Below are 16581 nucleotides of genomic sequence, written 5' to 3'. Positions count from 1 at the left end.
TCATGGCTGATCATGCACGCGCTGCACGAATGGCAAAACGCATCCAAACAATCGTCGCCTCGGCCATCGAGCGGGAAGTCAAGGACCGTCGCCTGGAACTCGTGACGATCACGGACACCCGCGTGACCGGGGATCTTCACGACGCCACCGTGTTCTACACCGTCCGCGGCAAGAGCATTGACGCCGAGCCGGACCTCCAAGCCGCCGAGGAGGCACTGAACCGGGCGAAAGGCCAACTGCGAAAGATCGTCGGTGACCAATTGAGCGTCCGCTTCACCCCAACCCTGCGTTTTGAGCTGGACACTGTGCCCGAGGCCTCCGCCGCGATGGAGGACTTGCTCGCCCGCGCCCGCGCCCGCGATGCAGAGCTCGCCGAACTCAAGAAGCACGCAACCCCAGCGGGCGAAGCGAACCCTTACAAGAGCAGCGCAGAAGGCAGTGATGAATGACCAAAGTTAGTGCCTCCCACCTCGACTGGGGTGCTGCCAGCGCCGCGGTACAGGCGGCTGGTAGCGTTGCGGTGGTGGGGCATTTCAATCCCGACGCCGACGCCATCGGCTCCGTAGCGGCCACCGTCGCGGCCTTGCGGCAGCTCGGGCACCAGGCAATCGGCCTGGTGGGGCAGCCGGAACCCTTTTCGGAATCCCTGCTGCACATCCCCGGTTCCCAGGAGATCCTGTGCACCACCGCGCTGCCCAAGGCAGATCTGGTGATCGTGGTGGATTGCGGCTCGCCCTCTCGCACCGGTGGCCTGCAGCAGGCAATCGAAGCCTTCCAGGGTGAGGTGATCGTGGTGGATCACCACTCCACAAACCCCCTGTTCGGCTCCATCAACTTGGTGGACACCGCCGCGGAGTCCACCACTGCCGTGCTGGCACAGTGGTTTGAGTACCTCGGGGTGCGCCTCGACCATGACATCGCTTATGCGCTCTACGCCGGCTTGGCCAGTGACACCGCGGGGTTTCGCTGGGGCAGGCCCGAGATGCACCAGCTCGCCCAGCGCCTCCTAGAGTTTGACCTGGACATCGCCGCCATCAGCGCAGCACTGTTCGACGGCTCCACCGTGGATGAGATCCGCATGATCGGCCACGTCGTCTCCCAGCTCGAGCTCGGCCACGCAGCGGGGATCCCGGTTGCGGTGGCAACCGCGCACTACGAGATCATCAAGGACTCCTCCTACGCCGCGGTGGAAAAGATTGTCGACGCCATCCGGGGCACCTCCTCCGCCGAGGTAGCAGTGGTTTTCAAGGAGTTGCACCGAGGCTTCTGGACGGTGTCCCTGCGCTCATCCAGCCTCAACGTGGCGCAGGTAGCCAAGAGCCTTGGCGGCGGAGGCCATGTGCGCGCTGCCGGATACACCACCCAGGGCAACCCAGCGGAAATTACTCGAGAGGTGTTTGAAGCCATTGCGGCAACCAAAGGTTAGCCACCCGAACAACCAGCCCGAATCAGCGAGCAAGGTTTCTGCGTGGACCATTCTCGCTTTAAGCCTGCCCACGCTGGGCGTGCTGGCGGCAACGCCGCTGTTCTTGCTGCTGGACACCGCCATGGTGGGCAGGGTAGGCGGAGGAGCGCTAGCCGCGCTCGGCGCCGGCAGCGTGATCTACGCGCAGGTGACCACGCAACTCACGTTCCTTTCCTACGGCACCACGGCCCGCGCCTCAAGGCTTTTTGGCGCTGGGAAACCGGAGGCCGCGGTGGCCGAGGGACTCCAGGCAACCTGGCTCGCTGGGCTCGTCGGCAGTGCACTGACTCTGCTGCTGTGGGTGGGTGCGCCTTGGTTTGCCGGACTGCTGGCGGGAGCGGGGGCCTCTGAGGTTGCTGCGCAGGCCACAAGCTGGCTGCGCGTGGTGGCCTTCGGTATTCCGTTTGTGCTGGCGGCGATGGCGGGCAATGGTTGGCTGCGAGGAATCCAGGAGACCACCCTGCCGCTGGTATTTACGCTCGCCGGCGTGTTGCCAGGTGCGGTGGCGGTGGTGCTGCTGGTGAACCGCTACGGGCTCATCGGGTCCGCGTGGGCCACGCTGCTCGGGGAGATAATTACCGGCAGCCTGTTCGTGGCGGCGCTGGCGCGCTTTCACAAGGGGAGCTGGCGCCCGCAGCCGAAGGTGTGGAAACAGCAGTTGATCCTTGGGCGTGACCTGGTGCTACGTTCACTGAGTTTTCAGGTTTCCTTCCTTTCCGCCGCAGCCGTGGCCGGCCGGATCGGCCCGGAGGCGCTCGGCGGGCACCAGGTGCTCATGCAACTGTGGAACTTCTTGGCGCTCGTGCTGGATTCTTTGGCGATTGCCGCGCAAACGCTGGTGGGTGCCGCGCTGGGGTCGGGCAGCGTGGCCTTGGCACGCGCACTCGGTGTGAAAGTGACGCGCTATTCCGTGGCGTTTTCACTGGTACTCGCTGGTGCGCTGGCCGCCGGGGCGCAGGTCGTGCCGCGGTGGTTTACCTCGGACACGCAGGTGCTTGGCGCGATCGGGGAGACCTGGTGGCTGCTCGTGGGGCTCATCGTGATCGGCGGCGTGGTGTTCGCACTGGACGGTGTGCTGCTCGGCGCGGGCGACGCGGTGTTCCTCCGCAACGCAACCATGCTCAGCGCGGTGTGCGGCATCGTGCCAGGCGTCTGGCTCGCGTACTTCCTCGGCACCGGACTGGCAGGAGTGTGGTGGGGAATCGTCGCCTTCCTCCTGCTGCGCCTGGCGGCCGTGGTGTGGCGTTTTCAATCGATGCGCTGGGCTCGCGTTGGGGATTAGGTAAGCTATACAGAGCTGTTTGGCTGTTTGGCTGTTTGGCTGTTTGGCTGTGCGAAGAAGGAGGCGAGACCATGGGGCAAACCCTTTGGGCAGTGTCCGACCTCCACGCCGCCGTCAAGCGCAACCTCGCAGTGATCGACGACATCACCCCGAACGACCCCTCCGACTGGCTCATCGTTGCAGGTGACGTTGCGGAGCGTACCGACGTCATCCTCAAGGTGCTCAACCGTCTGCGGAAACGCTTCGCCAAAGTGATCTGGGTGCCCGGCAACCATGAACTTTTTGCCAGCGCGGATGAGCCCCACAAGGGCCGCGAGAAGTACGAATTGCTCGTGGACGGCTGCCGCAGAATAGACGTTCTCACCCCGGAAGACCCATACCCGGTGTTCGGTGACGTCACCGTGGTACCCCTGTTCACGTTGTACGACTACTCCTTCCGCCCGCCGGGATCCACCGTTGAACAGGCCATCAGCGCGGCGCACGAACGCGGCGTCGTGCTCACCGATGAGTTCAGCATCGCCCCGTTCGTGGACATCCGCGCGTGGTGCTGGGACCGCTTGGCCTACTCCGTGAATCGCCTCAGCCGCGTGAGCGGCCCCACCATTTTGGTGAACCACTGGCCGTTGGTGGTGGAACCAACACAGCAGATGTACTACCCGGAGATCGCGCTGTGGTGCGGCACCAGGCACACCCGCACCTGGCCGCAGCGCTACAACGCGCAGCAGGTGATTTTTGGCCACCTCCACATCCCCGGCACCACCGTGGTTGACGGCGTGGCGCATCATGAGGTGTCCCTGGGCTACCCGCGGGAGTGGCGCAACAACCTCCCAGGGCGCGAGTGGCCGGTGCCCATCCTGGAGGTGGGCAATGCTTGACGCCTCACTGTTCCCGCCAGCGGCACAGTTCGCGCAGCTTGAAGTGCCGCCCGCGGAACACAACTTGGAGAACTTCGCCAGGCTGCATCCTCTGGAGCGAGCGCTCGTTTCCCATGCTGTCGACGCACGCAAGGCCGAATTCGGCGACGCCCGCTGGTGCGCTCACCAAGCTCTTGCAAAACTTGGGCGAGACGCCGGTGGCCCGATCCTGCGCGGTGAGCGCGGCATGCCCCTGTGGCCCGCCGCAGTGAGTGGATCACTCACCCATACCGACGGCTTCCGCGCCGCCGTCTGCGCCCCGAGTCTGCTCGTGCGCTCCATGGGACTCGATGCCGAACGCGCTGAACCGCTCCCGGAAGGGGTAGTGGGCTCGATTGCGCGCGTCTCCGAGTTGGCCCAGTTGGAGCGCCTGCGTGAAAACAAAGGGATTACCTGCGCGGATCGCCTGCTGTTTTGTGCCAAGGAAGCCACATACAAGGCGTGGTTCCCGCTCACACACCGCTGGCTTGGCTTCGAGCAGGCGGAAATCGACCTGCGCGACGACGGCACCTTTGTGTCCTACCTCCTCGTGAGGCCCACCCCGGTGCCGTTCATCGAGGGAAAGTGGAAAGTGGCCGATGGCTACATCGTGGCCACCACCGCAGTGCTCTAACTCGGAGCGGTGCTCCAACTCGGAACTTGGGCGCTAGAGCGTGCTGGGCCGGGCCACGAAAGTGGTGGACAAACGCTTGCCCTTCTCCTTTACCAGCGCCACTGCCAGGCCTTCCTCGGTGACCGCGGCGTGCACCCCGCGCAGCCCCCTGGGCTCCATCCATTTGCCCATGGCCAGCGCCTCCGCCTCGGCTTGCGTTACCTTCAACACGGGGAAGCTCGCGGCGAGGGCTTCATCGAGGGTCATGGAAAGCTCAGGGGCCTCCTGCAGCTCTTCGAGCGTCTTGGCGCGGTCCAGCCCAAATGCGCCCACGCTGGTGCGGCGCAGCGCGGTGAGGTGTCCGCCAGTGCCCAACATTGCACCCAAGTCCCTGGCAAGCGAGCGAATGTAAGTTCCAGAGGAGCAGTCCACCTCCACGTCCAGATCCACCCACGGCTGCGCGGTGCGCCGCGCCAGGATGTCAAAGCGGTGCACGGTTACGGGGCGCGCGGGAATCGCCACTTCCTTGCCCTCCCGGACCAGCTCGTGGGCGCGTTTGCCGCCCAGTTTGATCGCGGAAACACTCGCTGGGACCTGCATGATGTCGCCGGTGAGCTGGGCTACGGCTCCCGCTATTGCTGCATCGGTGAGTCCGGAGGCATCCGCCGTGGAAAGAAGCTCGCCTTCGGCGTCGTCAGTGCTCGTTGCGGCCCCGAGCCGGATGGTCGCGGCGTAGGACTTCTCCGTGGTCACCAGGTGCGCCAGGAATTTGGTGCCGCGCTCGATGCCCAGCACCAGCACCCCGGTAGCCATGGGATCGAGCGTGCCCGCGTGCCCCACTTTTTTGGTGCCAAAGATGCGGCGAAGTTTGCCTACTACGTCGTGGCTGGTCAGCCCGGCGGGTTTGTCCACAATAACGAGGCCAGAGCGTGAAAGCGGGGAGGAGTTCATAAGTAGATAGTGTATGTCGTAGGGTGGTGGACGTGGACATTTGGCATGGTATTGATGAAATTACGGAGGACCTGAGCGCCTCGGTAGTCACCATTGGAGTGTTTGACGGCGTACACCGCGGGCACCGCACACTCATTCACGCAGCCACAACCAGGGCAAAGGAACTTGGGGTGCCAAGCGTGCTACTCACCTTCAACCCGCACCCACTGGCGGTGCTGCGCCCACAACACATGCCGCCGATGCTCGGCACGGTGGGCCAGCGCGCAGATTTCGCCGTAGGCCTGGGCATTGACCACATGCTCGCCCTGAACTTCACCGCGGACCTTGCGCGGCTGAGCCCCGAGGAGTTTTTCACCACGGTGCTCATGGACACCCTGCACGCCCAAACCGTGGTGGTGGGGGAGAACTTCACCTTTGGCCACAAGGCCGCCGGTACCACCGAGACCCTGCGGGAACTCGGGCAGCGTTATGGCGTGGAGGTGCAGGTGTTGGAGCTACTCGCCGAAGATGGCACCGTGTTGAGCTCCTCGATGATCCGCGCGGCCCTGCTGGAAGGCAACGTGGAGCGCGCCAATTGGGCGCTCGGGCGCAACTTCTCCATCTGCGGTCAGGTGGTGCGCGGCGCCGGCCGCGGCGGCCGTGAGCTTGGCTACCCCACCGCAAACCTGTACTTCCCTGATACCCAGGCGCTGCCGGAGGATGGCGTGTACGCGGGATGGTTCCGGGTGATTTCCCAGGCCCCGATCGACGGCGACATGCTCCACGGGCAGAACTATCCCGCCGCCATTTCGGTAGGGCACAACCCAACCTTCGGCGATGAACGCCGCAGCGTGGAAAGCTACGTCATCGGCCAGCACGCAGACCTCTACGGGCACACTGTGGAGGTGGAGTTTGTCCATCGCGTGCGCGGGATGGAGAAATTCGACTCCCTGGACGAGCTTTTGCAGGCAATCAGCAAAGACATCGACGTCACCTGCGAAGTCCTCGGCGTCAACCCAGCACACCGCGGCGGCGCCGCCCACCACCAATAGGAGCAACACACCGTGCAAGCCACCACCAAAATCATCCTCGACCTGGACACAGGCATCGACGACGCCCTCGCCCTCGCCTACGCCCTGGGCTCCCCAGAGCTGGAACTTATCGGCGTGACCGCCACCTACGGCAACGTGCTCGTGGAAACCGGAGTGCGCAATGACCTCGCCCTCTTGGAGCTCTTCGGCGCCAGCGACGTCCCCGTGTTTGCCGGCGAACCCCATGCGCTGGCAAAGGACAACTTTGAGGTGCTGGAAATCTCCGAGTTCATCCACGGCCGCAACGGCATCGGGGAGGTCGAGGTACCAGACGCTCAGCGCGCGGTGGAAGCGCAATCCGCGGTGGATTTCCTCATCGAATCCGTGCGCACTTACGGCGACGAACTGATCATCGTGCCCACCGGCGCTATGACCAACATCGCCGCCGCCATGCAGCGTAGCCCGGAGTTCGCGCAACATGCGCGGATCGTGTTCATGGGCGGCGCGCTCACTGTCCCCGGCAACGTGTCCCCTTGGGCAGAGGCGAACATCAACCAAGACCCCGAGGCCGCGGACTTCATGGTGCGAAACGGTGCCGACGTCACCATGATTGGCCTCGACGTCACCTTGCAAACACTGCTCACCACCGCGGAGACCCAACAGTGGCGCGCCTTGGGAACCAAAGCGGGCGAATTTCTTGCGGATGCCACCGATTACTACATCCGCGCATATGAGACCACCGCGCCGCACCTCGGCGGATGTGGCTTGCATGATCCACTGGCCGTCGGCGTGGCAGTGGACCCCACCCTGGTGCGCCTGCTGCCGATGCACCTCAAAGTGGACACCGAGGGCGCAACACGCGGGCGCACCATTGGTAACGAGGAAAAGATCGGCGCGCCCAACCCCAATGCCCGCGTGGCGGTGGCGGTGGATACGCAGCGCTTCCTTACAGAGTTCATGGAGCGCGTGGGCCGAGTAGCCCGTGGGTTTGATACGCAAGCATAAGGCGTGCTAGGGTTCTTGAGGTTTCTTGTTCACTGTGGTTCGCAGCAGTGTGAAACCGCTGGCTCACGCCGGCCCCAAGATAACATGCGGACTGAAATACTATAAGGGAGAATCCCCAATGGCATTGAACGCCGAGCAGAAGAAGGCCATCCTCGCTGAGTACGGCCTGCACGAGACGGACACCGGCTCCCCAGAGGCACAGGTTGCGCTTCTCACGAACCGCATCAACAGCCTCACCGAGCACCTGAAGTTCCACAAGCACGATCACCACTCTCGTCGTGGTCTGCTGTTGCTGGTTGGTCGCCGTCGTGGCCTGCTGAAGTACCTGGCGGATAACAATGTGGATCGCTACCGTGACCTCATTGCGCGCCTGGGTCTGCGTCGCTAATCGCCGCAGCACCGCGTCAAAACAACCTCCCAAAGCTTTGTTTTCTCAGCTACGGGAGGTTTTTTCATGCTAGGATCACCCTTTGGAGCCAATTGGCACCGATTTTGCACATGAGCGAACGCAAAAGCAACACCGATGATTGCTTGATCGCCGCCCCGTACAGCAAGCTCACGTTTCTCAAGGCTGCAGGAGTAGTTTTTTGTGAGCTGTTTGCTCCCAAGGTGGGAGACGCTGGGGCAAGAGGAATTAGAGGAGAACACCAGCCTTGAGTAATGAACACCGCAGGTCCAGCCGGAGTAGCCGATCTGCGAAGAAGAACACGCCAGCAGGATTCCGCCCAAAGAACTCCTTTGAGGCTTTCGTGGATGAAGAATTTGGGACCACCGAGGCCACCGCAACCATTGACAACGGTGACTTTGGTACCCGCACCATTCGTTTTGAAACCGGCCAGTTGGCCCGCCAAGCCGGCGGTAGCGTGACCACCTACCTGGATGATGACACCATGCTGCTGGCCACCACCACCGCCTCCAACCAACCACGCGAGGGCTTTGACTTCTTCCCGCTGACCGTGGACGTGGAAGAACGCATGTACGCAGCGGGCCGCATCCCAGGCTCCTTCTTCCGCCGTGAAGGCCGCCCCTCCACCGAGGCCATCCTGGCCTGCCGCCTCATCGACCGCCCGCTGCGCCCCACCTTTGTGAAGGGCCTGCGCAACGAGGTACAGGTGGTGGTGACCGTACTGTCCATGGACCCAAAGGATATGTACGACGTTGTTGCCATCAACGGTGCGTCGGCAGCGACCCAGCTTTCTGGTCTGCCCGTCTCCGGCCCCGTCGGCGGCGTGCGCGTTGCCCTCATCGCCGATGACGCCCACCCAGAAGGCCAGTGGGTTGCATTCCCCACCCACGAACAGCATGAGCAAGCCCTGTTCGAGCTGGTTGTTGCCGGGCGGATCGTGAGCAAGCAGGTTGGCAACAAGACCGTGGAAGACGTTGCCATCATGATGGTTGAAGCCGGTGCAACGGAGTCCGTAGTGGAGCGCATCGCTTCCGGCGCGCCCGCACCAACCGAGTCCGTGGTCGCCGCAGGCCTCGAAGCTGCGAAGCCATACATCGAGGTGCTCTGCCGCGCCCAGCTCGAGCTGGCCAAGCTCGCAGCAAAGGAAACCCAGGAGTTCCCCCTGTTCCCGCCATACACCGACAAGGTGTACGCAGCCGTGGAAAAGAAGGCCTCCAAGAAGCTCGGCGAGCTGCTCACCATCCCCGCCAAGCAGGAGCGAGACGACGCCACCAACTCCTACATGGAACAAGTGGAAGCCGATCTCCTGGACAAGGTGGGCCACGACGACGAGGCCACAGCCGCCAAGGAAATCCGTGCCGCATACAACGCGGTGATGAAAAAGCTCGTGCGCCACATGATCCTCACCGAGGGATTCCGTATTGATGGTCGCACCACCACCGCAGTCCGCGACCTCTCGGTAGAGGTGGAGCTCATCCCACGTGCGCACGGCTCATCGCTGTTCGAGCGCGGCGAGACTCAAATCCTTGGCGTGACCACCCTGGACATGCTGAAGATGGAGCAGCAGATTGACTCGCTCACCCCTGCGACCTCCAAGCGCTACATCCACCACTACAACTTCCCGCCGTACTCCACTGGTGAGACCGGCCGAGTGGGTTCCCCGAAGCGCCGCGAAATCGGCCACGGCGCCCTCGCTGAGCGCGCCCTGATCCCGGTGATCCCCCCGCGCGAGGAGTTCCCGTACACGATCCGCCAGGTGAGTGAGGCCCTGGGCTCCAACGGTTCCACCTCCATGGGTTCCGTGTGCGCCTCCACACTTTCGCTCTACAACGCCGGCGTGCCTCTGAAGGCGCCGGTGGCTGGCATCGCCATGGGCTTGGTCTCTGACGATGTTGATGGCGAAACCCGCTACGTGGCACTCACCGACATCTTGGGCGCCGAGGATGCCTTTGGCGACATGGACTTCAAGGTCGCCGGCACCGCGGACTTCATCACCGCTTTGCAGTTGGACACCAAGCTGGACGGCATTCCCTCCGAGGTGCTCGCCCAGGCGTTGGAGCAGGCGCGCGACGCCCGCCTGTACATCTTGGACACCATGGCGGACGTGATTGACGGCCCTGACGAGATGAGCGATCACGCACCGCGCATCACTTCAATCACCGTTCCTGTTTCCAAGATCGGCGAGGTCATTGGCCCCAAGGGCAAGACCATCAACCAGATCACCGAGGAAACCGGCGCGGACATCTCCATTGAGGAAGACGGCACCGTCTACATCTCCGCCATGGGCGGCAGCGCAGCCGAGGCCGCGATTGAGAAGATCAACGCAATCGCGAACCCACAGCTACCTAAGGTAGGTGAGCGCTTCCTGGGCACCGTGGTGAAGACCACCGCCTTTGGCGCCTTCGTCTCCCTGGTGCCGGGCCGCGACGGTCTGATTCACATCTCCAAGCTCGGCGGCGGCAAGCGCGTGGAGAAGGTTGAAGATGTGATCAACGTTGGTGACAAGGTTGAGGTGGAAATCCAGGATATCGACAACCGCGGCAAGATCTCTCTTGCTCCCGTGGAGGAGCAAGAGTAACTGCTTAGGCTAGCACCGCCAGGGCTGCAGTGATTTGCGCCCTGGTTGCGGTGAGGCATGTTGGTTCAATGGCGGGCGCGTATTTGGGTGAGTGATTACCCGGAAACGGTCCGCCTTGAGCGAATTCTTCGGGGTCAACAGACCCCACGAACGCGTACACATACGGCGCGCCCAGGGCATCCGGGATAATGGAGAAGTCCTCGCTTGCTTGCCCAGCCGGCGCCTCAATAAAGTGCTGCTCAAACTCTTTTTCAAAGTTCGGGCTGATCGCATCCACCAGCTCTGCGTTGTTGCTGGTGAGGGGGAATTGGTCGTAAAACTCAAAAGTTGGGGGCTTAGGGCTTTGAGAAATCTCGCATTCGTGGCGCACCACGCTCTGCACCGCTTCCATTACTTTTTCGCGAACGGCGTTGTCATAGTGGCGCAGGTTTACCAATAGCTCGGCGTGATCCGGGATGACGTTGGACTTGGTGCCGGCGTTCAACGCTCCAACAGTAACCACGGAAAAGTCCTGCGGGGCCACGGTGCGCGAGACAATGGTTTGCAGGCGCAGCACGATCGACGCCGCCAACACCACCGGGTCCACCGCCAGTTGCGGGGTGGAAGCGTGCGAGCCTGAGCCGAACACCTTAATGCGGATCGAGTCCGCGGCAGACATCGTCGGGCCCTTCTTTATTGCCACGGTGTCAGCCGGGCCCGGCCCAATGTGCAGCGCAAACGCCGCATCGGGCGTCGGGATCACGCCTTCCAGACCGGCGTCGACGAGCGCCTGCGCACCTTGCGCAGTCTCCTCACCTGGCTGGAACAAGGCTATGTATGTGCCGCGCCAGGCGTCGCGGTGTTCGTTGAGGGCGCGCAGGGCGCCGAGCAGGGCGGTGGTGTGCATGTCATGGCCGCAGGCGTGCATTACGCCCTCGGTCAGGGAGGAGTATTCCAACCCGGTGTCTTCGGTGACCGGCAGGGCATCAAAGTCTGCCCGGGCGAGCATGGTGCGGCCTTCGCCATTTTCCAGGACGGCCGCCACTCCAACACTGCCGATCATGGTTGCTTCAAGGCCCATGGCCTCTATTTCCTGCCGGATTTTCCCCAGTGTTCGCTGTTCTTGCATGGACAGCTCGGGGTGGCGGTGCAGGTCCTTATAGAGTTCGTGCTGCCAGTCGCTGAGCTCACGCAGTGTTTCCGCAAAGATCATTGTTGATCCTTCCTTTGGTGATTTTCTAAGGTACGCATTCGATCATGCACCCAATGCGTGTAGGTTAGGGGTGTTGCAATCAAGTTCACAGGAAGGTGACAGCAAATTGGCTATCAAGGTTGGCGTGCTCGGCGCTTCAGGCAAGGTGGGAACTGAGATCGTGGCTGCCGTCAAGGCGGCTGAGGATCTGGAGTTCGTAGCGGGTGTGTCCGAAGGGGAGTCCCTGGAGAAGCTCACCGAGGCCGGTGTGGAAGTGGTGGTGGATTTCACCACCCCGAACGCTGTGATGGACAACCTTGAGTTCGTGCTCTCCCACGGCATCCACGCCGTTGTTGGCACCACCGGCTTCACCCAGGAGCGCCTGGAGCAGGTCAAACAGTGGGCTACTCAGGGCAACGCCAATGTGCTCATCGCCCCGAACTTTGCCATCTCCGCGGTGCTCACCATGCACTTTGCCAAGCTCGCGGCGCGTTTCTTCGATTCCGCGGAGGTAGTGGAGTACCACCACCCCAACAAGCTGGACGCACCTTCCGGAACCGCCGTGCACACCGCGGAAGGGATCGCCGCGGCGCGTCGGGAAGCGGGCTTGGGGCAGGTTCCCGACGCCACCGAGCAGTCCCTTGAGGGCGCGCGGGGAGCGGACGTGGATGGCGTGCGGGTGCATGCAGTGCGCATGACCGGCATGGTTGCCCATGAGGAAGTGATTTTCGGTGCCCAGGGGCAGTCGCTCACCATCCGCCAAGACTCCTACGACCGCACCTCCTTCGTCCCTGGCGTCCTCCTCGGCGTCCGAGAAATTGCAGCTCATGAGGGCCTCACCGTGGGCCTCGAGCACTTCCTGGATATCTAAGATGGCAACGCAAGCGCAGCTCGACGTCCAGCTCATTGCGATTAGCCAATTCCACCCACCGCAGGATTTGGGCTGGACAACCGACGGCCAACCCACCGAACAACTCATCGAGTTCGCCGGCCGCGCCTGCTACGAAACCTTCGACAAACCCAACCCCAGGACCGCCACCAACGCCGCCTACCTGCGCCACATCCTCGAGGTCGGCCACGTTGCCCTGTTCGAGCACGCCACAGCAACCCTCTACATCCGTGGCCTATCCAGGTCCGCCACCCACGAACTCATCCGCCACCGCCACTTTTCCTTCTCCCAACTCTCCCAACGCTACGTGCCGGAGGTGGAGTCGCAAGTGGTGGTGCCGGCGGCGATCGCCCAAGACCCCGAGCTCACCCGCCTGTTCCTCCAAGCCGCCGACGACGCCCGCTTTGCCTACAACGAGCTGCTCGAGGCGCTCGAGGAGAAGCTTGCCGACGAGCCCAACGCCCTGTTGCGCAAAAAGCAGGCCCGGCAGGCGGCGCGCGCAATCCTGCCGAACGCAACGGAATCCCGGATCGTGGTCACCGGCAACTTCCGCACCTGGCGTCACTTCATTGGCATGCGCGCCTCCGAGCACGCCGACGTGGAAATCCGCGCCCTTGCCGTGCGCTGCCTCGAACTCCTCGCGCAGCACGCCCCGGTGGCCTTCGCCGACTTTGAAGTGTCCACGCTCGGCGACGGCACCACCATGGCAACTTCTCCTTATGTTGCAGGAAACTAGCCCAACATCTAGCCCCGATAACTATGTTTGCCGTTTGATTGGGTAACGTGGTGTGGCATGAGCACAGGTTTGGCATCAACTGTAGGCAAGGAACTCTTCGGTTCCGTTGCCGTGGCAATGGTTACCCCGTTTGACGCCTCCGGCAACTTCGACCCCAAGGCAGCCCAACGGCTCGCCACCCACCTCGTGGACAATGGGATCGACAGCCTGATCGTCTCCGGAACCACCGGCGAATCCCCAACCACCACGGTTGAGGAGAAACTGGAGCTCATCAAGGTAGTCAAGGAAGCAGTGGGGGAGCGTGCCAAAATCATCGCTGGCGCCGGCTCCAACAACACCGTCGCCTCCGTGGCGCTTGCCACCCAATCCGAGCAAGCCGGCGCGGACGGCCTTCTGGTTGTCACGCCGTACTACTCCAAGCCAAGCCAAGAGGGCGTGTTCCGGCATTTCGAGGCAATCGATGCCGCAGTAAACATCCCAATCTGTGCTTACGACATCCCTGGGCGCTCCGGGATTCCCATTGAGGAACCCACCCTGCGTCGGATCGCTGCACTTGCGAATGTGCACGCGGTCAAGGATGCTAAAGGAGATATCGCCGCAGCAACCTGCCTCATCCAAGAAACAGGCCTTGGTTGGTACTCCGGCGATGACCCTCTCAACATCCCATGGCTCGCCGTGGGCGCAACCGGCTTCATCTCAGTGATCGGCCACCTTGCGCCTCGGCAGTTGCGGGAGATGTACGAAAGCTTTGATAGCGGCAACCTAAGCCGCGCTCAAGAAATTAATGCACAACTCGCCCCACTCGTGCGCGCCCAAGCGCGCCTCGGCGCAGTAGTTCTGGCCAAGGCTGGGCTCCGTCTGCAAGGCATCGAGGTTGGCGCACCCCGCCTGCCCGTGTTCGGCCCAAATGACACCGAGCTCGCCCAGCTAGAACAAGATATGAAGAACGCTGGAGTTTTAACATAATATGACCGAATCCCGAAGCCGATCCCGCAGGGCAACCCGTAAGTCAGGCTCCCCAGAAACCGCAGAGAGCCCAACCTTCCAGGCGCCTGAGCAGAAGCAGGAAAACGGCGGACGCAACAACCGCAACCGTGGCCGCGGCCGCCGAAACAACTCCAACAACGGCGCCCGACGCAACGTGGTGAAGTCCATGCAAGGTGCAGACCTCACCGAGCGCCTTCCACTGCCACCGAAGGCACCGAAGAACGGACTGCGCATCACGGCACTCGGCGGCATTTCCGAAATCGGCCGCAACATGACCGTGTTCGAGTACAACAACCGCCTGCTCATCGTGGACTGCGGCGTGCTCTTCCCCTCATCCGGCGAACCCGGCGTGGACCTGATCCTGCCGGACTTCGGCCCAATCGAAGACCGCATCAACCAAGTTGAAGCGCTGGTGGTCACCCACGGCCACGAGGACCACATCGGCGCCATCCCATGGCTGCTCAAACTGCGCCCCGACCTGCCCATCCTGGCTTCTAAGTTCACCCTGGCCCTGATCGCAGCCAAGTGCCGTGAGCACCGTCAGCGCCCCAAGCTGATCGAGGTTAACGAGAAGTCCAACGAAAACCGCGGGCCGTTCAACATCCGTTTCTGGGCCGTGAACCACTCCATCCCAGATTGCCTCGGCGTAGCCATCAAGACCGGCGCCGGCCTGGTTGTGCACACAGGCGACATCAAGCTGGACCAAACTCCAACCGACGGCCGCCCAACCGACCTGCCCGCACTGTCCCGCTTCGGTGACGAAGGCGTGGACCTGCTGCTCTGCGACTCCACCAACGCCACCACCCCCGGCGTGTCCGGCTCGGAAGCTGAAATCGCTCCAACACTCAAGCGGATCGTGGCCGAAGCGAAACAGCGCGTCATCCTGGCTTCCTTCGCCTCCAACGTGTACCGCGTACAGGCTGCCGTTGATGCTGCCGTTGCCGCCGGCCGCAAGGTTGCCTTCAACGGCCGCTCCATGATCCGAAACATGGAGATCGCGGAGAAGATGGGCTACTTGAAGGCGCCGCGCGGCACGATCATCAGCATGGACGACGCCGCCAAGCTCGCACCACACAAGGTCCTGCTCATCACCACCGGCACCCAGGGTGAACCAATGGCAGCGCTTTCCCGCATGGCGCGTCGTGAGCACCGTCAAATCACCGTTCGTGCTGGCGACGTCATCATCCTTTCCTCCTCCCTGGTCCCAGGCAATGAGGAAGCGGTGTTCGGCGTGATCAACATGCTCTCCCAGATCGGCGCCACCGTCATCACTGGCCGCGACGCCAAAGTGCACACCTCTGGCCACGGCTACTCCGGCGAGCTGCTGTTCCTCTACAACGCCGCCCGCCCAGTGAACGCCATGCCCGTGCACGGCGAATGGCGCCACCTGCGCGCGAACAAGGAACTCGCCATCTCCACCGGCGTGGACCCAGACCGCGTGGTGCTTGCCCAAAACGGCGTGGTAGTGGACCTCGTGGACGGCCGTGCCCGCGTAGTTGGCCAAATCCCAGTGGGTAACCTCTACGTGGATGGCGTCACCATGGGCGACATCGACACCGAGGTCCTCGAAGAACGCACCTCGCTCGGTGAAGGCGGCCTGATCGCCATCACCGCAGTGATCGACAACCGCACCGGCCGCCTGGTGGAGCGCCCACGGGTAGAAGCCAAGGGCTTCTCCGAAGACGCCGTAGCCATGATGCCCGAGGTTGCCGAACTCGTGGAAAACACCATGAACGACCTCGCAGCCGAAGGCGAAAACGACCCCTACCGCATGGTTCAACAACTGCGCAGGAAAGTTTCCCGCTACGTCGAACAAACCTGGCGCCGCAAGCCAATGATCATGCCAACCGTATTCCCCGTCACCTCCAACGCCGTAGCCGCCGACGACTCCGAAGTCAACGCACACCGGCCGAGCCTCTAAGGGAATAGACTCGGGGGCATGTCATTTGCAAGTTACGAACGCAAGGAGCTTGCCAAGCTCCTGCGTGACGTCGGCCCCGAATACCCAACCCTGTGCGAAGGCTGGACAACCCACGACCTCATCGCACACCTCGTAGTCCGCGAGCAGCGACCCCTCGCTGCCGCGGGCTTAGTGCTACCGCCACTGCAGCACTACCTCCAACGCACCCAAACCAACACACGAAAACGCGAATATCACCAACTCATTGACTCGTGGGCAAACTTCAAAGGCCGCAGGGTTGCAGACGCTTTGATCAATGGGGCGGAGAACTTTGTTCATCATGAGGACGTCCGGCGGGGGAGGGGAGTCATTGCGCCGCGAACGTTCTCCACCAAGAGGACGTCTGACCTGTTGCAGATTTTGCGGCAAACGGCGCCGATGCAGTTGCGGCGTTCCACCGGCCCGGTGGTGCTTCAACCAATCGGTGGTGGGCAGCGTTTCACCGCCCACTCCAACCCGCGAGTAGCGGCGAAGGGTGCTGAGGTAGCTACCGTGACCGGGGCACCTGGCGAGTTGCTGTTGTGGGTGTTTGGGCGTGATGCTGTGCAGGTTGAGGTGGAGGATCCGCAAGGGTTTGTGGTTCGTTCAAGTATCTAGACTTGATCGGTGTTGCGAATGTGATGAATGTGATTTGA

At 62.7% G+C, this 16581-nt stretch carries 16 protein-coding genes; 14 read left to right on the top strand and 2 right to left on the bottom strand.

The genetic code is table 11. The features are described 5' to 3' along the window. Positions 1 to 2 precede the first annotated feature (2 nt). The 5 genes from rbfA (at position 3) to NQ050_RS00305 (ending at position 4274) form a co-directional block, all read left to right on the top strand. A complete protein-coding gene (rbfA, locus tag NQ050_RS00325) occupies positions 3 to 449 on the top strand; it encodes a 30S ribosome-binding factor RbfA (protein ID WP_257037243.1) in 447 nt (148 codons plus the stop codon). Continuing rightward, on the top strand, positions 446 to 1426 hold the full coding sequence (locus NQ050_RS00320; RefSeq protein ID WP_257037242.1) for a bifunctional oligoribonuclease/PAP phosphatase NrnA: 981 nt from the start codon (positions 446 to 448) through the stop codon (positions 1424 to 1426). The genes rbfA and NQ050_RS00320 overlap by 4 nt, the downstream gene beginning before the upstream one ends. Continuing rightward, entirely contained in the window at positions 1407 to 2747 is a 1341-nt protein-coding gene (locus tag NQ050_RS00315; RefSeq protein ID WP_257037241.1) for an MATE family efflux transporter, read from the top strand. The genes NQ050_RS00320 and NQ050_RS00315 overlap by 20 nt, the downstream gene beginning before the upstream one ends. A gap of 71 nt (positions 2748 to 2818) precedes the next feature. After that, on the top strand, positions 2819 to 3622 hold the full coding sequence (locus tag NQ050_RS00310) for a metallophosphoesterase (RefSeq protein WP_257037240.1): 804 nt from the start codon (positions 2819 to 2821) through the stop codon (positions 3620 to 3622). Next, a complete protein-coding gene (locus NQ050_RS00305) occupies positions 3615 to 4274 on the top strand; it encodes a 4'-phosphopantetheinyl transferase (RefSeq protein ID WP_257037239.1) in 660 nt (219 codons plus the stop codon). The genes NQ050_RS00310 and NQ050_RS00305 overlap by 8 nt, the downstream gene beginning before the upstream one ends. A 33-nt stretch (positions 4275 to 4307) precedes the next feature. Here NQ050_RS00305 and truB read toward each other — a convergent pair whose 3' ends face one another. Continuing rightward, a complete protein-coding gene (truB, locus tag NQ050_RS00300; RefSeq protein ID WP_257037238.1) occupies positions 4308 to 5204 on the bottom strand; it encodes a tRNA pseudouridine(55) synthase TruB in 897 nt (298 codons plus the stop codon). 23 nt (positions 5205 to 5227) lie between these two features. On the opposite strand from truB, the gene NQ050_RS00295 reads away from it, so the two are divergent. The 4 genes from NQ050_RS00295 (at position 5228) to NQ050_RS00280 (ending at position 10203) form a co-directional block, all read left to right on the top strand. Then, positions 5228 to 6235, top strand: a complete 1008-nt coding sequence (locus tag NQ050_RS00295; protein WP_257037237.1) for a bifunctional riboflavin kinase/FAD synthetase — start codon at positions 5228 to 5230, stop codon at positions 6233 to 6235. A 12-nt stretch (positions 6236 to 6247) separates the two neighbouring features. Then, positions 6248 to 7219: a nucleoside hydrolase gene (locus NQ050_RS00290; protein WP_257037236.1), complete on the top strand. Its 972-nt coding sequence runs from the start codon at positions 6248 to 6250 to the stop codon at positions 7217 to 7219. Between the two features lie 118 nt (positions 7220 to 7337). Further along, positions 7338 to 7607: a 30S ribosomal protein S15 gene (rpsO, locus tag NQ050_RS00285; RefSeq protein ID WP_257037235.1), complete on the top strand. Its 270-nt coding sequence runs from the start codon at positions 7338 to 7340 to the stop codon at positions 7605 to 7607. 265 nt (positions 7608 to 7872) lie between these two features. After that, positions 7873 to 10203: a polyribonucleotide nucleotidyltransferase gene (locus NQ050_RS00280; RefSeq protein ID WP_257037234.1), complete on the top strand. Its 2331-nt coding sequence runs from the start codon at positions 7873 to 7875 to the stop codon at positions 10201 to 10203. Positions 10204 to 10207: 4 nt separating this feature from the next. Here the strand turns inward: NQ050_RS00280 and NQ050_RS00275 are convergent, their stop codons facing one another. Then, on the bottom strand, positions 10208 to 11395 hold the full coding sequence (locus NQ050_RS00275) for an amidohydrolase (RefSeq protein ID WP_257037233.1): 1188 nt from the start codon (positions 11393 to 11395) through the stop codon (positions 10208 to 10210). A 106-nt stretch (positions 11396 to 11501) separates the two neighbouring features. Between NQ050_RS00275 and dapB the strand changes: the two genes are divergently transcribed. Genes dapB through NQ050_RS00250 form a run of 5 tightly spaced genes read left to right on the top strand, consistent with a single transcriptional unit; the run spans position 11502 to position 16543 of the window. Further along, positions 11502 to 12245 carry a 4-hydroxy-tetrahydrodipicolinate reductase gene (gene dapB, locus NQ050_RS00270; RefSeq protein ID WP_257037232.1) on the top strand — a complete coding sequence of 248 codons (744 nt, stop codon included), beginning with the start codon at positions 11502 to 11504 and terminating at the stop codon, positions 12243 to 12245. Position 12246: 1 nt separating this feature from the next. Continuing rightward, positions 12247 to 12999, top strand: coding sequence for an FAD-dependent thymidylate synthase (gene thyX, locus NQ050_RS00265; RefSeq protein WP_257037231.1), 753 nt, complete (start codon positions 12247 to 12249; stop codon positions 12997 to 12999). A 57-nt stretch (positions 13000 to 13056) separates the two neighbouring features. Beyond that, positions 13057 to 13965: a 4-hydroxy-tetrahydrodipicolinate synthase gene (dapA, locus tag NQ050_RS00260; protein WP_257037230.1), complete on the top strand. Its 909-nt coding sequence runs from the start codon at positions 13057 to 13059 to the stop codon at positions 13963 to 13965. 1 nt (position 13966) lies between these two features. Next, positions 13967 to 15907 carry a ribonuclease J gene (locus NQ050_RS00255; RefSeq protein ID WP_257037229.1) on the top strand — a complete coding sequence of 647 codons (1941 nt, stop codon included), beginning with the start codon at positions 13967 to 13969 and terminating at the stop codon, positions 15905 to 15907. 18 nt (positions 15908 to 15925) lie between these two features. Next, positions 15926 to 16543 carry a TIGR03085 family metal-binding protein gene (locus NQ050_RS00250; protein ID WP_257037228.1) on the top strand — a complete coding sequence of 206 codons (618 nt, stop codon included), beginning with the start codon at positions 15926 to 15928 and terminating at the stop codon, positions 16541 to 16543. Positions 16544 to 16581: the final 38 nt, after the last annotated feature.

This window comes from Corynebacterium sp. 122RC1, from assembly GCF_024580955.1.
Taxonomy (GTDB): domain Bacteria; phylum Actinomycetota; class Actinomycetes; order Mycobacteriales; family Mycobacteriaceae; genus Corynebacterium; species Corynebacterium kozikiae.
This window is presented reverse-complemented; position numbering and strand designations above follow the sequence as displayed.